Source organism: Arthrobacter sp. Y3223164 (genome assembly GCF_059091005.1).
This window is the reverse complement of record NZ_JBNHGF010000454.1, coordinates 1-1,942: the sequence shown is the minus strand read 5'-3', so window position 1 is coordinate 1,942 and position 1,942 is coordinate 1. Positions and strand designations below refer to the sequence as shown.

The 1,942-nt window shown below is 69.9% G+C and carries 2 protein-coding genes; both read right to left on the bottom strand.

The window, feature by feature from the left end; translation table 11 throughout:
* Window positions 1–1,742 (bottom strand): malto-oligosyltrehalose trehalohydrolase (treZ, locus tag AC5RUJ_RS15310; protein WP_494156145.1); only part of this gene is annotated, 1,742 nt, incomplete at its 3' end.
* Window positions 1,739–1,942: hypothetical protein (locus AC5RUJ_RS15305; RefSeq protein ID WP_494156144.1), on the bottom strand; the 204-nt coding region annotated here is incomplete at its 5' end. The genes treZ and AC5RUJ_RS15305, both read right to left, overlap by 4 nt.

Genomic DNA, 1,942 nt, shown 5'->3' with positions numbered 1-1,942 from the left:
GCGGCGCCGTCCCCGGACGCAGACCCTGTTCTGCCGCCGTTGCCCCCTGCGGCGAGCCTGACGCCGTCGTCGGTGGCCAGGACCAGCGTGCCCGGCCCGACAGGCAGCCGCCTCGGCTCGGTGGAGAAGTTGCAGCAGACCGCGAAGGAGCCGCGCCGCAGGATCAGCCAGCCCTCCTCCGCCTGGGACTCCACCGACGCGGACGCGAAGTCCGGTTCCGTCAGCTCCGGATGCTGCTTCCGGAGGGCGATCAGCCGGGTGTAGAGCTCGAGGAGCCGGGCATGGTCGCCCGTGCCGGGCTCGGCCCAGTCCAGTTTTGAGTTGTGGAACGTCGCCGGGTCCTGCGGATCGGGCACTACCGCGGGGTCCCAGCCCATCCGCTCGAACTCCTTGAGCCTGCCGGCGGAGGTTGCCTCGCCGAGCTCCGGTTCGGGATGGGAGGTGAAGAATTGCCACGGGGTGGACGCCGCAAACTCCTCACCCATGAACACCATCGGCGTAAACGGAGACATCAGGTTCAGTACGGCGGCCAGCGCCAGCTGCCCGTAGCCGAGGGTGCCGGTGAGCCGGTCTCCGGTGGCACGGTTGCCGATCTGGTCGTGGTTCTGGGTGCAGACCACCAATTGCCGGGCGGTCACCCGGTCCTTGTCGATCGGGCGGCCGTGGTGCCGTTCCCGGAACGAGGAGTAGCCGCCGTCGTGGAAGAAGCCGTCCCGCAGCACCTTCTCCAGCGCCCCCAGTCCGGCAAAGTCGGCGTAGTAGCCGCTGGTTTCGCCGGTGAGGTTCACGTGCACGGCATGGTGGAAGTCGTCGCTCCACTGGCCGGCCAGGCCGTAGCCGTTCACCTGCCGGGACTCGATCAGCCGCGGGTTGTTGAGGTCCGACTCGGCGACCAGGAACAACGGCTTATCCAGCTCGGCGGCACACTCGTCCGTCGCCGCCGCGATCTCCTCGAGGATGTGCACGGCGCGCTCGTCCCGCAGCGCGTGCACCGCATCCAGCCGCAGGCCGTCCACGTGGTAGTCGCGGAACCACATCAGCACGTTGTCGATGATGAAGCGGCGGACCTCGTCCGATCCGGGCCCGTCCAGGTTCACGGACTCGCCCCAGGTGTTGGCGCTGCCGCTGCTCAGGTACGGCCCGAACCGCGGCAGATAGTTTCCGCTGGGGCCCAAATGGTTGTAGACCACGTCCTGGATGACGCCGATGCCCTTGGCGTGCGCGGCGTCCACGAACCGCTGGTAGGCGGCCGGCCCGCCGTAGCTCTCCTGCACCGCGTACCAGAGCACGCCGTCGTAGCCCCAGTTGTGGGTGCCGTTGAACGCGTTGACCGGCAGAAGTTCCACATAATCCACCCCGAGCCCGGCCAGGTAGTCGAGCTTGGCCGCGGCGGAATCCAGCGTGCCCTCAGAGGTGAACGTGCCGATGTGCAGTTCGTAGATCACCCCGCCCAGCCCCGGCGAAACCCAGTCCTGGTCCTGCCAGGCGTGGGCCCCGGCGTCGAAGGTCCGGGACATCCCGTGCACCCCGTCCGGCTGCCGGCGCGAGCGTGGATCCGGCAGCACCGCGTCCCCGCCGTCCAGCAGATAGCCGTAGTCGCTTTCCCCCTCGGGCGCGGCGGCGGGGTCTGCCAGACGCCACCAGCCGGCGTCGTCCGGGCCCTGCATCGGCAGCCGTGCGGCGCCGGCCTGCAGTTCCACCCTTCCGGCACGCGGAGCCCACACCGCGAAGTCCCGGCTCATGACGTCTCCTCCTGTTCGCGCACCAGCAGCGCCACCGGCAATTCCGTCAGCACGCCGGCCAACGGCAGGACGCCGTTGCCAGCATGGCTCCGCCCGCTCAGCACATCGCGGTATCGTCCGGCGGGCAGGACGACGGCGGTGTCCCGCCACCCGCCGTCGCGCTGCAGCCGCACCGGGAGCCTGGTGGCCAGCGTGATGGC